This window comes from Paraburkholderia sp. D15, from assembly GCF_029910215.1.
Classification (GTDB): domain Bacteria; phylum Pseudomonadota; class Gammaproteobacteria; order Burkholderiales; family Burkholderiaceae; genus Paraburkholderia.
This window is the reverse complement of the sequence record NZ_CP110395.1, coordinates 4,432,681-4,454,717: the sequence shown is the minus strand read 5'-3', so window position 1 is coordinate 4,454,717 and position 22,037 is coordinate 4,432,681. Positions and strand designations below refer to the sequence as shown.

General features: G+C 64.1%; 19 protein-coding genes. 6 read left to right on the top strand and 13 right to left on the bottom strand.

Annotated elements, in window-relative coordinates; translation table 11 throughout:
• Positions 1 to 71 precede the first annotated feature (71 nt).
• On the bottom strand, positions 72 to 614 hold the full coding sequence (locus tag LFL96_RS19505) for a MarR family transcriptional regulator (protein WP_280996856.1): 543 nt from the start codon (positions 612 to 614) through the stop codon (positions 72 to 74).
• Between the two features lie 254 nt (positions 615 to 868).
• Here LFL96_RS19505 and LFL96_RS19500 point away from each other — a divergent pair, with 254 nt between their 5' ends.
• Both LFL96_RS19500 and LFL96_RS19495 read left to right on the top strand, forming a co-directional pair.
• A complete protein-coding gene (locus LFL96_RS19500) occupies positions 869 to 1,273 on the top strand; it encodes a hypothetical protein (protein WP_281000840.1) in 405 nt (134 codons plus the stop codon).
• A gap of 271 nt (positions 1,274 to 1,544) precedes the next feature.
• Complete coding sequence (locus LFL96_RS19495) at positions 1,545 to 3,152, top strand: efflux transporter outer membrane subunit (protein WP_280996855.1); 1,608 nt, start codon at positions 1,545 to 1,547, stop codon at positions 3,150 to 3,152.
• A 150-nt stretch (positions 3,153 to 3,302) separates the two neighbouring features.
• Here LFL96_RS19495 and LFL96_RS19490 read toward each other — a convergent pair whose 3' ends face one another.
• The 8 genes from LFL96_RS19490 to gspG all read right to left on the bottom strand — a co-directional run bounded on the left by LFL96_RS19490 (position 3,303) and on the right by gspG (position 9,864).
• The gene (locus tag LFL96_RS19490) at positions 3,303 to 4,082 is read right to left on the bottom strand and encodes a type II secretion system protein N (protein WP_280996854.1); all 780 of its coding nucleotides are present in this window, start codon (positions 4,080 to 4,082) and stop codon (positions 3,303 to 3,305) included.
• A 25-nt stretch (positions 4,083 to 4,107) separates the two neighbouring features.
• Entirely contained in the window at positions 4,108 to 4,611 is a 504-nt protein-coding gene (locus tag LFL96_RS19485; RefSeq protein ID WP_280996853.1) for a type II secretion system protein M, read from the bottom strand.
• Positions 4,608 to 6,032 carry a type II secretion system protein GspL gene (gene gspL, locus LFL96_RS19480; protein WP_280996852.1) on the bottom strand — a complete coding sequence of 475 codons (1,425 nt, stop codon included), beginning with the start codon at positions 6,030 to 6,032 and terminating at the stop codon, positions 4,608 to 4,610. The genes LFL96_RS19485 and gspL overlap by 4 nt, the downstream gene beginning before the upstream one ends.
• A 28-nt stretch (positions 6,033 to 6,060) precedes the next feature.
• A complete protein-coding gene (gene gspK, locus LFL96_RS19475) occupies positions 6,061 to 7,155 on the bottom strand; it encodes a type II secretion system minor pseudopilin GspK (protein WP_281000838.1) in 1,095 nt (364 codons plus the stop codon).
• Between the two features lie 574 nt (positions 7,156 to 7,729).
• A complete protein-coding gene (locus LFL96_RS19470; protein ID WP_280996851.1) occupies positions 7,730 to 8,404 on the bottom strand; it encodes a prepilin-type N-terminal cleavage/methylation domain-containing protein in 675 nt (224 codons plus the stop codon).
• Positions 8,382 to 8,795, bottom strand: a complete 414-nt coding sequence (gene gspI / locus LFL96_RS19465; RefSeq protein WP_280996850.1) for a type II secretion system minor pseudopilin GspI — start codon at positions 8,793 to 8,795, stop codon at positions 8,382 to 8,384. The genes LFL96_RS19470 and gspI overlap by 23 nt, the downstream gene beginning before the upstream one ends.
• Before the next feature lie 22 nt (positions 8,796 to 8,817).
• Positions 8,818 to 9,375, bottom strand: coding sequence for a GspH/FimT family pseudopilin (locus LFL96_RS19460; RefSeq protein ID WP_280996849.1), 558 nt, complete (start codon positions 9,373 to 9,375; stop codon positions 8,818 to 8,820).
• Positions 9,376 to 9,399: 24 nt separating this feature from the next.
• The gene (gspG, locus tag LFL96_RS19455; RefSeq protein WP_280996848.1) at positions 9,400 to 9,864 is read right to left on the bottom strand and encodes a type II secretion system major pseudopilin GspG; all 465 of its coding nucleotides are present in this window, start codon (positions 9,862 to 9,864) and stop codon (positions 9,400 to 9,402) included.
• A gap of 225 nt (positions 9,865 to 10,089) precedes the next feature.
• On the opposite strand from gspG, the gene LFL96_RS19450 reads away from it, so the two are divergent.
• Positions 10,090 to 10,503: a general secretion pathway protein GspC gene (locus tag LFL96_RS19450; RefSeq protein WP_280996847.1), complete on the top strand. Its 414-nt coding sequence runs from the start codon at positions 10,090 to 10,092 to the stop codon at positions 10,501 to 10,503.
• 116 nt (positions 10,504 to 10,619) lie between these two features.
• On the opposite strand, the gene gspF is transcribed toward LFL96_RS19450, so the two are convergent.
• From gspF to gspD, 3 genes are read right to left on the bottom strand one after another with little or no spacing between them, the layout of a single operon-like run.
• A complete protein-coding gene (gene gspF / locus LFL96_RS19445) occupies positions 10,620 to 11,837 on the bottom strand; it encodes a type II secretion system inner membrane protein GspF (RefSeq protein WP_280996846.1) in 1,218 nt (405 codons plus the stop codon).
• A 4-nt stretch (positions 11,838 to 11,841) separates the two neighbouring features.
• Positions 11,842 to 13,395, bottom strand: coding sequence for a type II secretion system ATPase GspE (gene gspE / locus LFL96_RS19440; RefSeq protein WP_280996845.1), 1,554 nt, complete (start codon positions 13,393 to 13,395; stop codon positions 11,842 to 11,844).
• Complete coding sequence (gene gspD, locus LFL96_RS19435; protein ID WP_280996844.1) at positions 13,392 to 15,839, bottom strand: type II secretion system secretin GspD; 2,448 nt, start codon at positions 15,837 to 15,839, stop codon at positions 13,392 to 13,394. The genes gspE and gspD overlap by 4 nt, the downstream gene beginning before the upstream one ends.
• Positions 15,840 to 16,365: 526 nt before the next feature.
• On the opposite strand from gspD, the gene LFL96_RS19430 reads away from it, so the two are divergent.
• Together LFL96_RS19430 and LFL96_RS19425 are read left to right on the top strand one after the other, a co-directional pair.
• Positions 16,366 to 16,812 (top strand): lytic transglycosylase domain-containing protein, encoded by a 447-nt coding sequence (locus LFL96_RS19430; protein WP_280996843.1) that lies wholly within the window; start codon positions 16,366 to 16,368, stop codon positions 16,810 to 16,812.
• Positions 16,813 to 17,064: 252 nt separating this feature from the next.
• Entirely contained in the window at positions 17,065 to 18,453 is a 1,389-nt protein-coding gene (locus LFL96_RS19425) for a GTP-binding protein (RefSeq protein WP_280996842.1), read from the top strand.
• Between the two features lie 134 nt (positions 18,454 to 18,587).
• Here the strand turns inward: LFL96_RS19425 and LFL96_RS19420 are convergent, their stop codons facing one another.
• Positions 18,588 to 18,866 (bottom strand): HU family DNA-binding protein, encoded by a 279-nt coding sequence (locus tag LFL96_RS19420; RefSeq protein WP_006050811.1) that lies wholly within the window; start codon positions 18,864 to 18,866, stop codon positions 18,588 to 18,590.
• Between the two features lie 414 nt (positions 18,867 to 19,280).
• Here LFL96_RS19420 and mnmC point away from each other — a divergent pair, with 414 nt between their 5' ends.
• Positions 19,281 to 21,263, top strand: a complete 1,983-nt coding sequence (gene mnmC / locus LFL96_RS19415) for a bifunctional tRNA (5-methylaminomethyl-2-thiouridine)(34)-methyltransferase MnmD/FAD-dependent 5-carboxymethylaminomethyl-2-thiouridine(34) oxidoreductase MnmC (protein ID WP_280996841.1) — start codon at positions 19,281 to 19,283, stop codon at positions 21,261 to 21,263.
• The last annotated feature ends 774 nt before the right edge of the window (positions 21,264 to 22,037 follow it).

Genomic DNA, 22,037 nt, shown 5'->3' with positions numbered 1-22,037 from the left:
ATCACTCTCTGCCCAGACAGATATCTCATCACAACGACGCGTTCAAACTACGCCGTTCCAGTTAATGCCAGTTAGTGCTCGCCTTCTTCCGACGCCGGTGCATCCGACGAAGCATCCGGCGCGTCTTCCCGCGACGCCAGCCCACAACCCGCGCCGCTGCCCTCGCCGATGCCGTTCGCGATAAACCGCGCGAGCAGATCGATCAAGGTCGCCAGGTCCGCGGACGAAAATCCGCGTAGCTGCTCGTTCAGCACTTCGGCGCCGAGACCGGGCAGTTGCCGCGCGGCCTCCCGACCCAGCGGCGTCAGTTCGAGTTTCACCATGCGGCGGTCGGCGTCGCTGCGCGTGCGGACCACAAAGCCTTTCTTTTCAAGGCGATCCAGCAGACGCGTCATCGATCCGCTGTCGTACGACATGGCGCGCGACAACTCGAACGGCGTATCCGCCCGGCCCGACGACAACATCAACACCACGCCGATCTGCTGCGCGGTGAGCCCCAATGGTTTGACCGCGCGATCGGTCCGCTCGACCAGCACGTTCCGCGCTTTCGACAGGTAGTAGCCGAGACTCGATTCGAGGCAAATCTCGTCCGCTTTGTAGGGACCGTCAGTCATCGTCATTACAAGCCATCATCTAGCAAAAGCGGATTTTAGCTGCCTAAGCAGACAAGTCAAACCTGATTTCACGTAGTGCGAAGCGCGGAAAAACAACACGTTCACCGTGCGCGGAGGCAAGTATCTTGAAATTTAATTGCATAGTCAATATTATTATAGGCAACGAGTTACGCGCGATCCGCGCCACCCGAGACTATGTTCTGACCGCTTGCCCGCACGCCGCGACACCGCTCCGTGCGAAAAAGGATTCTCCGATGCTGTACCTCAAAAACACGCTTGGCGGCTTGAGCCGCTCCCTGACCGATTCCGCGCTACATAGCTTTCAAGGCCCGTACCGCTGGTGGAAACTCGCGCTGTTCGCGGTGTTGTTCGTCTTGCCTGGTGGATCGGTAGGCGTGGCGGTGCTGGCGTGGATCGAGCATCGACGAGGGCAGAAGAAGGGGAAGCCCGCCGCAATGGTGAAGGCGTTGGGCGGGCCGGCAAGCAGCGTGGCGGCGACCTCGGTGAATTCGGCGGGTGCGGTTAACAGGGCGCTTCAGCCCGGTCATGGTCATCTCGCGGCGGTTGCCGGTTCTTGCCAGAGTCGCGGCGACGCGCCTTGCCGCGCGGCGGCCGGCAAGCTCGCCCGGCAGGCGAAATCCGCAGACACACGCGGCTGATCCGTGGACGGCGCGCGCTTGACGCGCGCTTCACTTGCCACGCGCGTCGCGGGCAAAAGTCTGCGAAGGCATCCCCAGCCGGCACGCGCCCGGTAACAACGCGTAACCATCCCCATACCCTCGGTAACACACCTGCGCGCGTCCGCGCATTACCCTTTCAGTTTCCCGCGTTCAGGCGGGTTCATACGCTAACATGCCGGCAGACCATGATCTCGCCCGGCCAGCGGTGCCGCCATTGCCGGCGTCGCGGCGTCCAGAAGGAATCCATTGCATGCAGTCTGATCGAATCGCGCACGCGCGGACCGTTGCGCCTCGCGCCCTGACTATCGCCGTCGCCGCGGCTCTCGCGAGCCTGCTCGCCGCCTGCGCGGTGGGCCCGGACTATCAGCGGCCCGCGGCGCAGATTCCCGCGTCGTACAAGGAAGCCGCGCCCGGCTGGAAGGTCGCGCAGCCGTCCGACCGGCAGGACCGCGGCGACTGGTGGACCATCTATCAGGACCCGCAACTCAACGCACTCGAAGACAAGCTGAACGTCGCGAACCAGACCATCGCGCAATATGCGGCCGCTTACCGGCAGGCGCGCGCGCTCGTCGGCGAAGCGCGCGCCGCGTACTTCCCGACCATTGGCGCGTCGGCGGGGGCAACGCGTTCGGGCAACGGTGCGTTGTCGAGCGGCAATGCGACTACCGCGACGAGCCGCTCCGGCATCAACAACAGCTTCAACGTGCAACTCGACGCGAGCTGGGAGCCGGACCTGTGGGGCTCGGTGACGCGTCAGGTGAATTCGCAGAAGGCCGGTCAGCAGGGCGCCGCCGCCGATCTCGCGAACGCGCGGCTGTCGGCGCAGGCCACGCTCGCGCAGACCTACTTCTCGCTGCGCGCGCTCGACTCGGCCCAGAAGCTGCTCGACGACACCGTCGATGCGTACAAGCGCTCGCTGCAGCTCACGCAAAATCAGTACGCGGCCGGCGTCGCGGCCCGCTCCGACGTGATTCAGGCGCAAACGCAGTTGCAGTCCGCGCAAGCCGCCGCGATCGACAACGGTGTGCAGCGCGCCCAGGACGAACATGCGATCGCCGTGCTGGTCGGCGAACCGGCCTCGACTTTCGCGATCGCGCCGGCGCCGCTCACTGCCACGCCGCCCGCCGTACCCGCGCAGATGCCGTCGGCGCTGCTCGAACGGCGGCCGGACATCGCCTCGGCGGAACGCAAGGCGGCGGCGGCGAACGAACAGATCGGCGTCGCGATCGCGGCGTTTTTCCCGACACTGACGCTGTCGGCCACGGGCGGCTTCGAGAATTCGGTGTTCTCGCAACTGTTGACCATGCCGTCGCGGTTCTGGACCGTCGGTCCGCAACTCGCGGCCACGCTGTTCGACGCCGGTCTGCGCCGGGCGAAGACCGAGGCCGCGCGCGCCGCTTACGACCAGGACGTCGCGACCTATCGTCAGACCGTGCTGGCCGCGTTCCAGGACGTCGAGGACAACCTTGCGTCGCAGCGCATTCTCGAACAGGAAATCGTCGTGCAACAGCAGGCGGTGGACTCGGCGCGTCAGGCGCTCGCCATCGTCACGAACGAGTACAAGGCGGGCACCGTCGGCTACGTGAACGTGCTGACCGCGCAGACCACCGCGTTCACGGCCGAGCAGAAACTGGAAAGCCTCGCAGGGCAGCGGATGGTGTCGTCGGTGGGTCTCGTGAAGGCGCTCGGCGGCGGCTGGGATGTCGCGCAGATGAACCGCGAAACGGGCGATGTGGCTGCGCCGGCGCCGTTGCCGGCTTCGTCGGTGGCACCAGCGGCACCGGTCGCTTCGGCCGACGCGCCGCTCGCGCAAAACGGTGCTGCGTCAGTGGAACTTCAAGCGCAGCAAGGCAAGTAACGCGACTGTCCTGGTCGTAGATGTCAAAAAAGAGGCATGCCCGCGAAATGCGGCCATGCCTCTTTTTCGTTATCGCGTGCGTCGAGTTTGAAAGTTTGAAACCGTGCCGACGAACACGCATCAACGCGCCGGCTATCAGCTCAGGGTCCGTCAGTGCACGAAGGTCAGCGCCACCGTATCCGGTCCGCTCGGACGTCCCAGCAGATTCAGCAGCCCCGCGAGGTTGTCATGCGCCTCGGGCGTGGCGCTAGCCGAGCCATGAAATTCCGTCGATGCCGCCGATACCGTGCCGTGGCCGGACAGCATCAATGGCCCCTTCAGCGTGGACAGATCGAGCGTCGACGACTCGCCCTGCGCCTGAAACACCATCCGGTATGACCCAAGCGGCCGCACCAGCGACACGCGCGAACTGACGTCGTTCAGCGTGATCGTCATCTGCCCGAATGCTTCGCGGTTGAAGCTGCGCCAGTCCGACCACGCAAGCTGTACGTCGCCCTGCAGATCGAGCGTGTTGAACGGCGCGCCCAGGCCGCTCAGCAACGAAGCGGGCACGGCGATCGCGCCGGACGTCACCGTGGCGGTGCGCAAGGTGGCATCGACATTGATCGGCTCGGGCATCGCTTCGCTGTGCCGCATGGTCATGCGAACGCGGCCGGTGAACAGCGGCCAGAACGCGGTAGTCCATTCGATCCGTCCGGGCAGCAGCGTCGCCGTGCTCAGATCGGAGCCGGCGGCCAGCATCAGCGTGGCCGAACCGTGCCATAACGAGCCGGCCGGATCGACGAGATTGACGTGGCCGCGCGTCTGTTTCGCGAACTGCGGGGTAATCCAGGCGGCCGGCAACAGCGTGAGCATCACGATCGCGGCCGACACCACCGCAATCGCCAGCCAGGGTAGCGCGGCGCGCAGGCGCCGCATCCAGTAAGTCATGCGGAAAGATCCTGTATCGACGCGATCATTTCGCGGTGGACGGCTGCAACGACGCGCTCAGGTCCACCTGACCGTCGTCCTTCAACGCGGTGACGTGCGCCTCGGCGACCTGCACCTTGAACTGCTTGCGCACGTCGTCGACCCAGCTCGTCCACGCCGGGAACGACGCATTCTTCAACTGGATCTGCACGGCATTGCCGATCACCTGGACCTGCGTCGCGGTCAGACCATGATCGGTGAGCGACGCGGTCAGCGCGTCCTTCAACGCGGCGCCGGTCGGCGCGACGCCTTGCGCCGCGGCCGCCAGCGGACGCGCCTCGTTGGCCTGCGCGGTCATCTGCGCGAGTTGGCGTTGCAGGCTGGGCAGCGATTCACGCAGACGCGCGCGGCCTTCCTGAGCCGGCGCCCACAACACCGACCACGCGATGACCACGGCGAGCACGCCGCCGCCCCACGCGAGAATCGTCTTTTCGCGCTCGGTGCGCTGGTCCCAGAATCCGGCCCATGTTTGAGCGAGTTCAGCTTTCATTGTCCGTTCCTGATGGTCCACTTGCCGGTATTGCTGTCGATCGCGCCATTCAGCCCATTACGCGCGAGACGCTTGGCGAAGTCCGGGTCGAGCTTCACCTCGGGTTTGAAGGTCACGTCGAGCCGGCGGTCGTGATAATCGAGCGCGGCGATGCCGTTGACCGGCACCGGCGCCAGCGAACGCGCGAGGCCGTCGGCGAGCGACAGGAAATCGTCCGGCGACAACTCGCCCGCCGCCACGCGCAATTGCTGCAACTGGCGCGACATCTGATCGGGTGCGTCGAGCACGACGGTCGTCTTCGGGAAGGTATTGAGCAGCAGTTCGGTCATCTGCGTGTTGATCGCGTCGCGTTGATGCGCAAGCATCAGCCACTGCACGTTCATGCCGACGATCGCGACCAGCAGCGCGCCGATCGCCAGTAGCACCGGCAGGCGCAGACGGCGCAGCGTCGCGCGATCCAGACGCCACGGCTGCGACGCGAACTCGAACTGGCACAGATCGAAACGGCATTCCAGCGCACGGCGCGCCAGCTGTTCGAACGGCAGCGGACTCGCGCCGTGCACGTGCGACGCGAGCCGCGCCGGACTCGTCGCGGCAAGGCTCGGCTCGTTGCCGGGAATTTCGGTGAGCATGTACAGCGACACCGGCGCGGCGCCCGCGAGCGCGGCGAGCGTCGCATTCACGGCGTTGGCCGGCACCGCCAGCCCTTCGCCTTGCACGCCACGGGCGATCGCCACCTCGACGCGCGGCACGGTCCTGTCGTTCGCGACTTCGACCGCGCCTTCGAGCAACAGCGCGGGCGCGGTCTGGACGACCGCGCCGAGCACGGTGGCCACCATCGGCGTCGCCGAGGCCGTGCCGGGCGCGACGACGGGCGCGACGCCCGGCAGCGACGTCGCGACCGTGGCAGCGGCGAGGGCGCCCGGTTCGCCGGCGCTGACCAGTTCGGCGACTTCGGCGGGTTCATCGGCCACGGCGGCCGCTTGCGGCAGACAGCGCGTGACCGGCACGGCGCGCAGGCTGCGGTGACCGGCCGTCGAGAACGCTTCGCAGATAAAGCGGAACCAGCCACGGTCGACGATCGCGAGCATCTGCTTGCCGCCCGCGAGCGGCTTCGGATCGACGGCGATGTGGCAGGTCTGCGGGTCCTGGATCAGTTGATCCTCGACGATGTTCGGCAGCGCCTGGCGCAGCTTCGGGCCGCGCAGCGGGGGCAGGGTGGTGGGCATCATCAGCAGGTCGCGCGCGGCGACCATCAGCACCGTGGTCGACGCGCGTGGCAGCAGCGCGAGCGCCGAGCGCCCGGCGCGCTGGGTGCGGCCCGACTTGTCGAGCAGCACGAACGGCAGCTCCGGCAATTGCCATTCCTGCGATGGCACCGCCGGATCACGCGGCGGCAGTAGGACGATCAGCGTGCTCAAAGGCCACTCTCTCTGGGAAAGGCGTTATTCATGATTGGTCTTGTACTCGCACGATACGCGTAGTGTGAGTCAACGGGTCGCGATAGACGAGGGTGATGCGATCCACGACCGCACGTTCGTGCTGAACGCGGCCGTGGACGAGGAAATAGCTGGTGGTGACGTCGAGCTGATTCGGGTCGATCGAGACCTGCTGCGCGCCGGCGCCTTGCAGCGCGAGTTGCACGTCGCTGATGTTGTGGAAGAACACCGTCTGGCGACGCGCGACGAATGCCTGCGCGGACGACACGCTCATGCTGGGTATGACGGCCGCGATCACTTCGGCGGAGGCGGTGTTCATGTTGACGGCCGACACCGTCGGCAGCACGGTGACGAAGGGGCGCAGACGCGCGACGGTTTCCGGCGTGTAGCCGGGGATGTCGAGGAGCGAGTCGACGCTGGTCATCTGCAACGGCATCTGCGTGATGTTGTCGTTGCCGTCTTCCATGCCGGGTTTGTCGGTGAAGGTGCCGCCGATCGCGCCGCCTTGCGGGGACGGAGTGGGGGCGGTGCCGTTCGTCGAGGTGATGGTCTGGAACCGGGTCGCCGATTGGGTCAGGCTCGAGCGCACCTGCACGGCGGTCGCTTTGGCTAGCGCGCCGCTGATGCCCAGCGAAACCAGCAGGCGCTGGTAGGCGCCGACTTGTTCGGCGCTGATCTGCAAGACGCCGGGGGCGGGGCTGGAGACCAGATTTCTCAGATTGAATTTCGCTTGGGCGTCTTCGATCGAGCCGGACAGGTGGGTGTCGGCGGCTTGTTGGGAGTTTTTGGCTTCGCCGATCTGGCCCAGGAAATCGGATAGGCGTGTTTTGGCGATGGGGACGCCCCATAGGCCACCTAAGTAGGTGATTCCCGCGGATGTGTCGCCTTCGGAGCGAAGGATCAGGCGTGTCCAGTCTAAGGCGCCGCGCGCTACCCATTGGGCTTGGGATAGGAGGCGCTGGTTCTCTATCCTTCGGATTTGCACTTGCTGGCGCCATAGCATGCCTGAGACCAGGATTGCTGATAGGGCTACGACTAGCAGCGCGCTGATGATGGCTACGCCGGTTTGGTTTTTCGGTTTTGCCTGGTTTGTTTTTGCTGTTATCGTTGCTCTTGCTTTTGCTTTTGCTTTTGCTTTTGCTTTTGCTCTTGCTCTTGCTCTTGATTCAATTGCTTCTGGTTTATTAGCGTTGCCCCTGTGCGGGGCGGCACCTACTTTTCTTTGCCAGCCGCAAAGAAAAGTAGGCAAAAGAAAGCGGCTCACACCGCTAACTCTTAAGTGGGTTCCGTGGTCTGCATTCGGCAGTGGTGCATCTGGAATCTGTGCCACCGCACATTCCGCGTCCGTGACAAGGCAGTCATTCTTCCCGGCTCGCGCTGCGCGCTCGTCGGTGCGGTATGCCAGCGGCGGTGCGGATGACTGCAATGTCACTGTGGGTTGCTGTGTGAGGAACTGCTCGCGAGGGTGGCCACTTTTTGGGCTGTGCGAGGGTGCCGCTTTGATGTTGGCGGTTTGAAGCGGCTTTCTTTGCTTACTTTCTTTGCCGCGGCAAAGAAAGTAAGTGCCCCCCCGCACAGGGGGAACACAAATAGACCGACGCGAAAACAAGGAAAGGCCAACAAAAGAATGACCAGAAAACACACAAGAGCGTCGCGGAGACAAAAAAGAAAACTTCATTTCACTCTCCGACGAGAAAAACCCGCGTCACCGGCTTAGCCAACGACGTAGCCCCAATACTCACCTCAAGCCCGGTGACAGACCGCGGCAGCGGTGCACTGCCAAGCTGCGGCACCTTGAGATTATTATCAGCCTCGGTAATCGCCGTCTGCACATCGCTCATCTGAATGGTCCAGCCGACCTTGGGCACATACAGCCTCGCCGTAATCGCGCCAACCCCACCCATCAACGGCACCGCACTCCAGCCTTCTCCCTCGCTGCCGCGCAACGCTCCCCGCAATTCCCCCACATTCTCCAACGGCGGCGACGCATATCGAACCACGCGCCCGCCCGAAATCCGGTACCTCACCACCTGCAAACGCGGCGCAGCCCCCGGCACCACCATGTGCCTCACGACCTGCAACACGCTCCCCGATACCGACACCGCGGCTTGACCCGCTTCGTCATCGGTCGCGGCCTGCCGCACATCGATCCGCATCTGGTCGAACAACTGCGCAAATACGCGCTCGTCCTCCATCGCGTTCGTGATCGTCTGCCGGCCGCGAATGATCTGGTCCAGCCCCCGCCACGACAACACGGCAATCACCGCCAGAATCGCAATCGCGACCAGCAGTTCGATCAGCGTGAAACCACGCGCGCCATCCCGGCGGCGCTCAGAGCGAACGGTTCGTTTCATTCGCGACCACCGTCACCATCTGCGCCAGATTGCCGGCGCCGCCCGGCGTCGTCACCATCACTTCCACCCGACGAAACACCGGATTCGGCGTCGCCGTCACCTGCTCGGTACACATCAACTGCAAATTGCCCTGCGAACAATCGAAACTCGTCGAGCCGACATTCGGCCACGCATGCGTCAAATGCAATTGCGCCAGCGTGTTGTCCGCACTCCAGCCCGCCAGCAAACGCCGGTGCAAATCGGCCTCGCCACTCGCAAGGCTGCCCACCGCGCGCAACGACGCAGCCAACGCAATCGCGATGATCGCCAGCGCCACCAGCACCTCGATCATCGTGAAAGCGCGCTGCGCGCGGCGGCCGTTCGTGACGTTGCCGCCTTTTTTGTCGATCATCCCGTTCCTGCAACGACGCATCTCAGTGCACCTCATAGCGGCCGTTGCCGGTGCCGACGATCGTCGCGCGTCCCACCGCCGAAAACAGCGTGATCTGCACCGGCGTGTCGATCGCCTCGGTGCCGAACACCATGCGATTCGCCTGCGTATCCGAACCCGGATAGTTGATCGTCACGCCCGTCACCCCGCCTTCCCAGCGACGCGGTCCCAGCAGATCGTCACGCAGCGGACGCCAGCCATCCTCCGTGCGCAGATCGAAACGAAAACCGCCGTCCACCGGCTGCCACGCAATCGGCCGCGCGCGCACCTGCGCTTCGTCACCCGCCGATTCGAACAGCAACGCGAGACGCTGCGCTTCCTCGTTCAGATCCGTGCGCGGATTGCGGTTCATCGTCAACGCGGTCAACGACACCAGCAAGCCCGCAATCACGAGCACCACCAGCATCTCCAGCAGCGTGAAACCCGCCGTGCGACGCTGCATGCGAACACGGCGGACACCGCGAACACCCAGCGTCACGCGCGCGCGATCATGACCGGATCGATCCGAACGAACGACAGTGCAGGACGATCCGACTTGCATGAAAACCTTCTCGGGACGAATGGATTACTGCCACGAACCGATATCGGCGTCGTTGCCTTCACCGCCCGGTTTGCCGTCGGCGCCGTAACTGAACACGTCGATCTCGCCGTGCACGCCCGGATTCAGATACTGGTACGAATTGCCCCACGGATCGTTCGGCAGACGCTCGAGATAGCCGCCGTCCTTCCAGTTGTTCGGCACCGGGTCCGTGCTCGGTTTTTCGATCAACGCACGCAGGCCCTGCTCCTGGGTCGGATAGCGGCCGTTGTCGAGGCGATAGAGCTTCAACGCCTGCATCATCGTGCCGATGTCCTGCTTGGCGGCGACGCGCCGCGCTTCGTCCGGACGGCTCATGATCTTCGGCACGATCAGCGCGGCGAGAATGCCGAGAATCGCGATCACGACCATGATTTCGATCAGCGTGAAACCACGTTGACGACGGCTGCGCTGACCCGCGATTTCGGTGCGGCGAGTGGTCGACAGTTGCATAGCTTGCTACCTCTTATCAGGTGGAATTTTTTCGACAGGGCGGGATTCATGAAGCAACCTTCACGCTGCTATTGAACACGCCCGGCCGGTCATTTTAATGTTACGCAGTTGAAGGGTTGCGAGAAAACCGCGCACTACTTCAACTTTTCGCCCACCTCGCGCAAAGCGCCAGGAACAGGCACTTTCCCTCAACGCAATTTTCACAATAGTCCGTACAATGTACGCATGAACGCCATCCAAATCCGCCTTCTGTCGCTCGCGCTGTTCGCCGTGTTTTGCGCGACGCTGACCTACTGGGTCATCACGCTCAGCACGATGTCCGGCGCGCCGTTGGCCGCCGCCGCCGCGCGTGCGCCGGTGTCTACCGACCAGGCTGCCACGCTGTTCGGCGGCCAGCTCACGCGCAACGTCAACCAGGACGTGCATCTGTTCGGCATCCTCGCTTTGCGGGAAGGCGCTGCGGCCATCGTCAGCGTCGGCGGCGAACCGCCGCATGCGGTATCGCTCGGCAGCGCGCTGATGCAAGGCGCCACGCTCGGCGAAGTCCGCGCCCGCTCGATCATCATCAATCGCAATGGCGCGCATTCCGAAGTATTTCTGCCCGCCAACCCCGCCGGTCCCACGATCTACGTGCGCTGAAGCAAGGCGCATCGCTTTGCGTCCCGGCTTCAGCTGATTACGCGGCCACTGCAACGGTGGCCGCGGCGGTGCTTCTCATCACCGCGCGATTCATTTGATTCGCGCGATTCGCGCGATCACTGCACCAGGTTGTTCAACTCGATGATCGGCAGCATCACCGCCAGCACGATCACCAGCACCACGCCCCCCATCGCCAGAATCAGCAACGGTTCGAGCAGGCTCGTCAGGAACATCGTGCGACGTTCGAGTTCGCGCGCTTCGCCATCGGCCGCGCGGTCGAGCATGGTCGTCACGTCGCCGGTCGCTTCGCCCGAGCGGATCAGATGCACCAGCACCGGCGGAAATGTCTTCGTATTGCCGAGCGCGCGCGACAGCGACGTGCCTTCGCGCACGCGCACGATCGCATCATCGATGTTCTCGCGCATCGCGTTGTTGCTGAGCGTCTCGGCAGCCGCCTGCAGCGCGCGCAGAATCGGCACGCCCGCCGCGGTCAGAATGCCGAGCGTGCTGGCGAAGCGCACGGTGTTATAGCCGCGCACGAGTTTGCCGAGCAACGGCGCGGTGAGTAGCCAGCGGTCGAACGTGAGTCGCGGGCCGGCCTGTTTCAATACCGAGCGCACCAGGTACGCGATCACGACGACAGCGATCAGCACCGCCCACCACCAGCTCCGCACGAAGCCGGACAGCGCCATCATCATGATGGTGAGGAAGGGCAGTTGCTGCTTGGTGCTGGCGAACACGTTGACCACCTGCGGCACCACATAGCTCAACAGAAACGTGACGATGCCGAACGCGATGATCGTGACGATGGTCGGGTACGTGAACGCGAGCACGATCTTCTGCTTCAACGCGTTGCGCTGCTCGATGTAGTCCGCAAGCCGCGACAGCACGAGGCCAAGCTTGCCGGTATGTTCACCCGCCGCGACCAGCGCGCGATAGATCTCGGGAAAGTCTTTCGGATGCTGCGTCAACGCATTGGCGAGCGAATGGCCGCCGAGCACTTCCGCGCGGATCGACGCCATCAGCTCGCGAATGTAGTCGCGCTCCGATTGCTCGGTCAGCACGGCGAGCGCTTCGTCGAGCGGCAGGCCGGCAATCAGCAGACTGGCGAGCTGGCGCGTGAGAATCGCCTGCTCGCGCTGCGACAGACGACGCCCAAGCGACAGACGCTGACTGCGCTCGCCACGCGTGCGCGTCGCCGCCGGTTCGACGATCAGCGGCGTCAAACCCTGCGAGCGCAGATTGGTCCGCGCGCCGCGTGCGCTGTCCGCGTCGAGCACGCCTTTTTGCGCTTTACCTGCCGCGTCGATCGCTTCGAAACGAAATGCCGGCATGCGCTTATGCTCCGCCCGTGACGCGGATCACTTCTTCAAGCGATGTCAGCCCCGATTCGAGCCAACGGTCCGCGTCTTCGCGCAGCGTGCGCATACCTTGCGCGCGGCCTGTCGCGAGAATTTCCGCATCGGCGGCGTTACGGTGAACCAGCGAGCGGATCTCGTCGTCGATCAGCAGCAGTTCGTACACGCCGCGCCGTCCCGCATAACCGGACTGGCCGCATTTGTCGCAACCCACCGGATGCCAGCGCACGCGGCCGTCTTCCTCGGTACGCTCTTCGCGGCACACCGGGCATAGGCGCCGCACCAGCCGCTGCGCGAGCACGCCGAGCAGCGACGAGGCCAGCAGATACGGCTCGACGCCCATGTCGGTCAAACGCGTGACGGCGGACGCCGCGTCGTTCGTGTGCAGCGTCGCGAGCACCAGGTGGCCCGTCAGCGATGCCTGCACCGCGATCTGCGCGGTTTCGAGGTCGCGGATTTCACCGATCATGATGACGTCCGGGTCCTGCCGAAGAATGGAGCGCAACGCGCGCGCGAAGGTCATGCCGATCCGCTCGTTGACCTGGGTCTGGCCAATGCCGGACAGGTCGTATTCGATCGGGTCTTCCACCGTCATGATGTTGGTGGTCGCCGTTTCGAGCCGCGACATCGCCGCGTACAGCGTGGTGGTCTTGCCCGAACCGGTCGGGCCCGTCACCAACACGATGCCGTGCGGCTTGCCGATCAACTTGTCGAACTTGACCAGCGTGTCGGAAGCCATGCCGAGCGCTTCGAGATTCAGGCGCGACGCGTCTTTTTCCAGCAGACGCAGCACCGCGCGCTCGCCGTGCCCGGTCGGCAGCGTCGACACCCGCACATCCACCGGACGGCCGCCGACGCGCAGCGTGATCCGCCCGTCCTGCGGCAGACGCTTTTCGGCGATGTCGAGCTGCGCCATGATCTTGATCCGCGAGATCAGCGCGCCGTGCAGCGCTTTCTTCGGCCGCACGACGTCGCGCAACGTACCGTCGACGCGAAAACGCACCACGGACGCATTCTCGAACGGCTCGATGTGAATATCCGACGCCTGTTCGCGCGCTGCTTGCGTGAGCAGCGCATTGATCATGCGAATGATCGGCGCGTCGTCTTCCGATTCCAGCAGGTCTTCCACTTCGGGAATGTCCTGCATCAAGCGCGACAGATCGACTTCGCCTTCCACCTCACCGACCACCTGCGCGGCGCTGCCGTCCTGGCGCGCGTACGCCTGGTTGATCGCCTGCGCGAGTTCGTCGGCGGACAGACGCACAACCGACACCACGCCGAAGTTGCGCGTCACTTCGGCGAGCGCGGCTTCGCTGGTGCGTTCGCTGATCCAGACTTCGAGGCTATCGGGATGCTGATGCGCGACCAGAATCTGGCCGCTGCGCGCGAAGCCGTACGGCACGAGACGCGCGGCGAGCGGCGAGGGCGCGCCACGTTCGACATGTTCGGCGCCAGCCAGCGCCTGGCTCGACGCTGCGGCACGCGCCGCAGCCGGCGACGCGGAAGCTGACGGCGGCGTGGACGGCGTGCTCACGGCTTCACTCCGGGCGCCGCGGTGGACGGCGTCGGGCTGCTGAGCAGCGGGCCGTTATTCGACGGCACCGGATTGCTTTGCACCGCGCCGCTGTTCATCGGCACCGGGTTGGTCTGCACCGCGCCATTGTTAGCCGGCACCGGATTCGTCTGCACCGCGCCACCATTGAAGGGCGCAGGTAGGACGACCGGCGGACGCGTCATCTGCTGACGGCGCATCTGGTCGAGATCGAACAGATTCGCGGCCGGCGCAACGCCCTGGCTCGGACCAAGCGGCATCGGCGGCACGACCGGGTCGTCGTTGTCCTTGATGATCCGGTTGTCCTGCTTGTACGCGCCCTGGACGCCCTGAATGTAGTCGTAACGGTTCTCCGTCACGGCTTGCGCAGTCGCGCGATCACCGATGATCACCGGGCGCAGGAACACCATCAGGTTGGTCTTCTGGCGTGTCTTCTGTTCCGAACGGAACAACTGCCCGAGCCACGGGATGTCGCCAAGCAGCGGCACCTTGCTGTTGCTGACCTGGTAGTTGTCCTGCATCAAGCCGCCAAGCACGATGATTTCGCCGTTGTCGGCCAGCACCGTCGACTGGATCGAACGCTTGGTGAATTCCGGACCCGACGGATTGGTCGTGACGTTGGTCGTGCCGTTCACGATCGCCGAATCTTCGGTGTAGAGCTGCAGCTTGAGAATGCCGCCTTCGGTGATCTGCGGTTTGATGTGCAGCGTCAGGCCGACGTCGACGCGATCGTAGGTGTTGAACGCCGAACTCGCGGTCGAGCTCGTCAGGTTCGAATACGAGCCCGTCTGGATCGGCACGTTCGTACCGACGACGATCTTCGCTTCCTCGTTGTCGAGCGTAATCAGGTTAGGCGTGGACAGCACGTTGGCGTCGGCCGTTTGCGACAGCGCCTGCAGCAGCGCGCCCAGACCCTGCACGCCGAAGATATTGCGGATCCAGCCGACGTTGAGACCTTGCTGCAGACCCGTCGAACTGTTGCCGAGCGCGCTCGCCAGGCCGGCGGCGCCGGCCCCGCCGGTTGCCGCGGCCAGCGCGGCCGCGCCCGTCAGGTTGACGATGCTGTTGCCGGCGCCGCCGGTCGTCAGGTTCGTGCCGGCATAGATCGAGCTGTTCGCGACCTGCCACTGAATGCCGAGGTTGGCGTTGGTGGTCGAGTTCAGTTCGACGATCAGCGCCTCGATATAAACCTGGGCGCGGCGCGCGTCGAGCTGGTCGATCACGGCGCGCAGATTGCGGTACACCGGTTCGGACGCAGTGATGATCAGCGAGTTCGAGGCCGAATCAGCCTGGATCATGCCGCCCGGCTGGTTGTCGTCCTTGTCCTTGTCGCCGCCGAGCAGGCCGCTGGAATTGCCGTTGCCGCCGGCACCGTAACCGCCCGAACCACCCGAGCCGCTACCCAGTGAGGACGAGCCCAGCGAGCCGCCGCCGCCCAATCCGCCCGACGGCAGCGGCGGTGTGCCGGAGTTGCCGGTCGAATTGCTGCCGAAGCCGCCACCGCCGCTATTGCCGTTCTGATTGAACGAGTTGGCGTCGTTCGAACTCGCCGACGAGCCGGTATCGCCCTTGCCGAGCATGCCGCGCAGCGTCTTCGCGAGTTTGGTCGCGTCCGCATTGCGCAGCGGCACGACGTGGATGTTGCCGGGCATCGTGGTCGGCGCGTCGAGCTCTTTCGCGAGCGTCTTCGCGGCGGCCAGACGTGCGCCATTCGATGCGCGGATCAAGAGCGAGTTGGTGCGCGGATCGGCCGTGACCTGGACCTTCAGCGTCGCGTCGGTGCTGCCGATCGAGCCCGGGTCGAGCATCTTGCTCATCTGCTGCGCGATGTCGATCGCATTCGCATTCTTCAACTGCACGACCGACACCGACTGGCCCGCCGCCGTATCCACGCCCGCGATGATCTGCGCGATGCGCCGCACGTTGTCGGCGTAGTCGGTGACGACGATCGTATTGTTGGACGGGTAGGCCGCCACGGTGTTGTTCGGCGAGATCAGCGGACGCAGCACCGGCAACAGATTGTTGGCCGACTCGTTCTTGAGCACGAACACCTGCGTGACCACCTGGTCGCCCCGTGCGACCGGCGCATTGCCGACGTAGGTCGGCACGCCTTGCAGCTTGGCGTCGGCCTCGGGCACGACCTTCAATACGCCGTGGTCCTGAACCAGCGCGAAACCCTGCATGCGCAAAGCGGATTGCAGGGTCTTCAGCGCCTGATCCTCAGGCACTGCGTTTTCGGACACGAGGTTCAACTGCCCTTTGACACGCGGGTCGACGATGATCGTTTTGCCGGTTGCCGCGCCGATCGCCTTGGCCACCTGGTCGATGTCAGCGTTCACGAAGTTCAGTGTCACCTGTGCCTGTGCTGTCTGCGCGGTGATCAAGCCAGCCACCAGCAGCGCCGTTGCGACGCGACGCAAAGCCATACGATTTCTTCTCATGGAATGTGGTATCGATGCCGGCAGCCGGTGCTGCCGACGGTCATGCTTTGCGGACATGGGAACAGGCCGGGGCCCTATCGGTCTGCCTGGCCGCCTTGCGAGCAGTCATCGCTCGGGTCGTCGACCGCCCTATGTCCGAAAAAAATGAACAGTAACAGTTTTTCATGTCGGATTTGTCACAAAAGAAACGGCCCCGTGCGAATACTCTAAAGCCCGTTCATGACCGTCACATAAATGAAAGCTCATGCGGGGGACGTGGCCTGAGATGCAAGCGCCTTGTTTTTTCAAGTGCTTATGTCGGTTAGCCAACTTGACGACGGGCTACCTGCCGGTATGATACGAGCCGATTGCGTCGCTGGCGGAAGCTTGCCAACACGGGTTTTCCCCGATGCGCGACGGATGCCCGGCCAGCATGGCGCAGCGGCCGGCAGCGGCTGAAGTATGGCCGACGAAAGCCCTTACCAACCCTTACCCTTGCGCCTGATTGCTCATTAATTAGTCGTCTTGACCGATGAATCGAACCTTCGTCACCGTCGTCGCGGGACTCGCCGTGCTGATTGCAGCAGGGCAGGCGCGCGCGGACTGTTTCGACGAAGCCGCGAAGTATCAGAAGGTCAACCCGTTGATTTTGCGCGCAATCGCGTGGCAAGAGTCACATAATCGCCCGGATGCCCAGCATAAGAACGCCAATGGTTCGACCGATTACGGCGTGATGCAGATCAATTCGATTCATCTGCCGGTATTGGCGCAGTACGGGATCTCGCAAGGCACGCTGATGGAGCCGTGCAAGAACGTCTATATAGCGGCGTGGCATCTGCGGCGGCAGATGAACAAATACGGCAACACGTGGCAGGCGGTTGGCGCGTACCACTCCGAAACGCCGGCGCTGCGCGACAAATATGCGATGCAGATTGCCGCGATCCTGCGCAAATGGAATCTGATGCCGGCGGCACGCTGAGCGCGGTTCCAGAATTCTCCATGGGTTTTTCCTCATACCGATTCGCGTGGAGTCACGTCGAGTCACGTTGATTCGCTCGCGGACCAATCGGCTCGAAGCGCTCGCGCCTCGACCCCGCCGCCCGGCCGTTTTCCGTTTTGATGCACAATGCGGCTTCGTGCAGCCCGGCGCGAAGCGACTGCCCACGCGGTCGCGCGGTCATGCGACCCCACGCCCGGCACGCCTTCCACTCTCTTTGTTTCCCGTACCGCGATGAACCAGCCGCTATTGCCCGTCACCGTGCTCTCCGGTTTTCTGGGTGCCGGCAAGACCACGCTCCTGAATCACATCCTCGCGAATCGCGCCGGCTTGCGCGTCGCGGTGATCGTCAATGATCTGGCCGCCGTCAATATCGACGCCACCCTCGTGCGCGACGCCGCCGCGCTCTCGCATGTCGAGGAACAACTGGTCGAATTGTCGAACGGCTGCATCTGCTGCACGCTGCGCGACGACCTGCTGGTCGAGATCAAGCGCCTGGCGGGCGAACGACGCTTCGACGCGATCCTGATCGAATCGACCGGCGTCGCCGAGCCGATGCCGATCGCCGAAACCTTCACCTTCGTCGATGACGACGGCGCGTCGCTATCCGACGTCGCGCGACTCGACACGATGGTGACCGTGGTCGACGCGTTCAACTTCCTGCGAGACTACGGTTCCGCCGACGCGCTCGCCGCGCGCGGAATCGCCGCGACCGAGGAAGACGATCGCACGCTGGTCGAATTGCTGATCGAGCAGATCGAGTTCTGCGACGTGCTGGTGGTCAACAAAGCCGACCTCGTCAGCGCCGACGACCTCACGCGTCTGCAACGCATCCTCGCGCGCATCAACCCGCGCGCGAAGCAGGTGGTCAGCCGCTTCGGCGCGGTGCCGATCGCCGAGGTGCTGAACACGGGCCGTTTCGATTTCGACGAAGCGTCGAGCGCGCCGGGCTGGCTCGCGTCGCTGAATCATGAACACGACCATGAGCATGAGCACGGTCACGCGCATCACGGTGAGGCGGACGAGTTCGGTATCGGCAATTTCATTTACCGGGCGCGCAGGCCGTTTCATCCGGAACGCCTGTGGGCGCTGCTGCATCAGGAATGGCAGGGCGTGTTGCGCAGCAAGGGCTTCTTCTGGCTGGCGACGCGCAATGACATCGCCGGTTCGCTGTCTCAGGCGGGCGGCGCTTGCCGGCATGGTCCGGCGGGCATGTGGTGGGCCGCCCAGGACCGCAGCGAATGGCCGGACGGCGACGACGAACTGGCCGCCGAAATCGCCGCCGACTGGTACGGCGATGCGGACGATCTGAGCATCGGCGATCGTCGTCAGGAGCTGGTGATGATCGGCGTCGGTATCGATCCGGCGGTGTGGAGCGCGAAGTTCGACGCCTGCCTGTTGACCGACGAGGAATACGCGTTGGGACCGCAAGGCTGGCAACAGTTCGCCGACCCGTTCCCGGCGTGGGACTTCGATGAAGACGAGCATGACCACGAACATCACGGTCATAGCCATGGACACGATCACGACCACGATCACGATCACGACGGCGACTGCGATCATTGCGGTCACGACAGCCATGACGGCCATGGCCATGGCCAGATCGTGCACCGTCACGACTGAGCGACTTAACGCCACCCGCGGGTTCAAGCACGACGCCCATCGTCGCTCGACCCGCGCGCCACGCTGCATCGCAAAACCATTGGACGAAAAAAAACCCGCCGTCGGCGGGTGTCAACTGCTGGGCAGTAATCTGCTTAGCGCTTGTTGACGGCGTCCTTGAACGCCTTACCAGCCGTGAACTTGACGGTCTTGGCGGCCGGGATCTTGATAGTTTCGCCGGTCTTGGGGTTACGACCCGTACGTGCTGCGCGCTTGCCCGAACCGAAGCTGCCGAAGCCGATCAGCTGGACCGCGTCACCCTTCGACACAGACTTCTTGATCACTTCAAGCAACGTGTCCAGCGTTTCACCGGTTTGAGCCTTGCTGGCGCCCGTCTGTCCAGCGACGGCGTCGATCAGTTCCTGTTTGTTCATTAAGGTTCCTTTCTGAGTTTAGGTTGACACGAACAGCGCGAACGCGCCGATTCTATACGTGCGCGCGCCGCGCCGTCGAGCAGCTGCGGCTCCGGATCCCCTCCGGACCTGAGCACCGGGCGATGACGCCAGGCGGCCGTGCCGCCGCTCCCTTCGCGGCGCTTGCTATGATAGCGCAGCGCAAACCCAATCAGGACAAGGGTTTCGAAGATTTCCACGGTTCCGGGGCCGATATCGCAAGGAAATCGCAATTTTTCTCCTCGGCGATCCCTGACCGATGGCTGAAACCCAGTATGGACGGGGCTTGGCGTTGGTTTTTGCCAACGTTCGGCGCGTCTATTTCGCCGTCCGGCGAGCTGCTCGCGCGGGCGGTAACGTTCTACTCGCTCCCGCGAGCGTCAAAATCCGTCGCGCATGACCGATCCGCTGATCCCCGCCGTCCTCGCTTATCGCGACAACGGCACACCTTTTTCGCCGCTTTACGACGACATCTATCACAGCGCCGTCGGCGGTCTCGAACAGGCCGAATACGTTTTTCTGCGCGGTAACGCGCTCCCGCAGCGCTGGCAAAACCGCCGCATCTTCACCGTGCTCGAAACCGGTTTCGGCATGGGCATCAACTTTCTGGTGACCTGGGCTGCGTGGCGCGCCGATCCGGCGCGTTGCGAGCGGTTGCATTTCGTGTCGACGGAACTGCATCCGTTCGTGAAGGAAGATCTGCGCAGCGTCTACGCGAAGACGATTTCCGATCCGACCATTGCCGCGCTCGCCGATACGCTCGCCGACGCGTGGCCGATGCTCGTGCCCGGCACGCACCGGCTCGAATTCGACGATGGCCGCGTCGTGCTCACCCTGGTATTCGGCGACGCGCTCGATACGCTGCCGACCTTGCGGCTACGCGCCGACGCGTTCTATCTGGACGGTTTCTCGCCGGCCAGAAATCCGCAACTGTGGAGCCCGCTCGTCTTCAAATCGCTGGCTCGCCTGGCGGGCGAAGGCGCGACGGTCGCCACCTACAGCAGCGCGGGCGACATCAAACGGGCGCTGACGCAATGCGGCTTCGAGTACCGCAAGGTGGACGGCTTCGGCTGGAAACGCGCGATGCTCGTCGGCCACTTCGCGCCACGCTGGCGCGTGCGGCGTCACGAGCCGCCCGCGCCGCTCGCGGTGGACGAACGTCACGCCGTCGTGATCGGCGCGGGGCTTGCAGGTTGCGCGTCGATCGAGCGGCTGACCGCGCGCGGCTGGCGCGTGACGTCGCTGGAACGTCACGCGACGCTCGCGCAGGAGGCGTCGGGCAATCCGGCCGGCGTGTTTCATCCCATGATTTCTCGCGACGACAGCGTCGCGTCGCGCGTGACGCGCGCGGGCTTTTTATACGCGCTCAATCGCTGGGCCGCGCTCGAACGCTCGGGGTATCGGCCGTCGCGCGGCGCGCCGGGGCTTCTGCAAATCGCGTCCGACGAAGAGGAAGCCCGCTCGATCGGCGACGCGATCGCCGCATTCGGTTATCCGTCCGACTACGTGACGCCGGTGTCGGCGCAACGCGCGCAGGAGCTCGCCGGCACGGCGCTCGCGCGCGGCGGCTGGTTTTTCCCGCACGGCGGATGGATCGACCCGGCGTCGCTATGCGCGGCTCAGTGCGCGGCGGCGGGCGGCTTGCTCGAACGTCGCTTTGGCGTGGATGTCGGGCGTCTTGAAAGAATGGGCGAGCAGTGGTCGGTATTCGATACGTCGGGTCAATTGGTTGCACGCGCGCCGGTGGTGATCGTCGCCAATGCGCACGATGCGGCGCGGATCGCCGGTTTGCGGCACGCGCCCACGCGCAGCATTCGCGGCCAACTCAGCTTGTTGCCTGTAGGACAGGCGCCGCGCCTGGCACTGCCGGTTATCGGCGACGGCTACGCCGTGCCGCTCGCGAACGGTGTCACGCTGACGGGCGCCACGTACGAACTCGACGATCCCGACACCTCGCTGCGCACGGCCGGTCACCTGGAAAACCTCGAACGCATTGCGCAGATGCTGCCGGCCTTTGCGAGCATCGCATCGCAAACACAGTCGATGGCCGCGACGCTCGACGGACGCGTCGCGTTCCGCTGCGTCACCAGCGACCGCATGCCGATGATCGGCCAACTCGCGGACGAAACCCTGTCGGTCCGCGATGCCCAGCGTCTGCGTGGCGCATGGCCGCTCGACCTGCCACGCGTGGACGGCCTGTATGGCGCGTTCGCTTATGGCTCTCGCGGTCTGGTATGGGCGGCACTCGGCGCGGAACTGATCGCATCGCAGATCGAGGGCGAACCATGGCCGCTCGAGCGGGATCTGGCCGAGGATATCGATCCGGCGCGCTTTCTATTGAGAGCGTTACGTCAGGGCACGGCGGCGACGGCGAGTTAACCGACGCGACGTCTCGTCAGCGGTTAACCACAGTTAACCCCGGTTAACCAGCCATCCAGGTTATCCACCGAATCTTGTGGATAACCACGCAGTTAACCGCTGCAACTCATGTGGAGCCGTTGTGGACGTAAACGGGGTAACTTGCCCGCCGCGGAAAATTGCCAAAAGTTGCCCTCGTATACCCGCCGCTGCCGCACATCCTGTACATCGGGTTATGCCGTCGGCAAGCCGATGATTCATTTCGGTAAACCCGAGTTATCCACAGAAACCGAGGCACCTTGTTAACTGTTACTACGTATACATACGGTAAACCAGTAAACAGCAAAGCAGCGGCGAGCTGGACGGGCCTCGTCATGAGAAAACCGTGTTAACCCCGCGTTAACGACCGCCCTCGATCCCCGTTCACTGACTCGAAAAACACATCCTCGAACGGCAAACTTCATCGTCCCGCACCGCCCATCCCTCACCCAAAACGGTCGCTTTTTCCACCCCTCGCGAAGATGACGTACGTTTTTACCGTTTTGCCTGCAAGTTCGCGCCTTTTCGCTTGAGTCTCAAAAAGCTATGGCACAATCGCCGTTCTTTTCCGCGTCGTGCCGCGCCTCTAGCGGCACACGCTGCAACGGAACGGAGCCGGTCAATCAGAATCTGATTCAAAGTCGCCGGCGTTCTTTCACCGTGCCATGCCGCCGTATACGACGGCCGCACCCGGAATGCGCCGGACTCCCTGCGGCTGCGGCGCATTCAGATCATTCGATCGTTGAAAACTCGCAA